This is a genomic window from Klebsiella sp. K47, from assembly GCF_051858335.1.
Classification (GTDB): domain Bacteria; phylum Pseudomonadota; class Gammaproteobacteria; order Enterobacterales; family Enterobacteriaceae; genus Klebsiella; species Klebsiella pneumoniae.
This window is the reverse complement of sequence record NZ_JBPYUI010000591.1, coordinates 1-210: the sequence shown is the minus strand read 5'-3', so window position 1 is coordinate 210 and position 210 is coordinate 1. Positions and strand designations below refer to the sequence as shown.

At 44.8% G+C, this 210-nt stretch carries 1 protein-coding gene; it reads right to left on the bottom strand.

Going from position 1 to position 210, the window contains the following annotated elements; translation table 11 throughout:
- A partial coding sequence (locus tag RRF55_RS29350) for a LysR substrate-binding domain-containing protein (RefSeq protein ID WP_439419506.1) occupies positions 1 to 196 on the bottom strand: 196 nt, incomplete at its 3' end.
- Between the last annotated feature and the right edge of the window lie 14 nt (positions 197 to 210).

The following is a 210-nucleotide window of genomic DNA, read 5'->3' as shown; positions in this document are numbered from 1 at the left end:
ACTCTTGAGTTTCAAGCTGCCCTGCATCAAAAAAACCGGAGATCAGCCCCAACTGCGCCGTGCCTGTACTGAGGGCCTGAATAATGTCATTGGTTTCGGCTTCTTTTAATTCAATATGAATCTTCGGATTTTCCATTAAATACTGCGGCAATAAATGCGGTAAGTACTCACTCTGCGCCGATGAGTTGCACCACAATATAATGTTGCTCG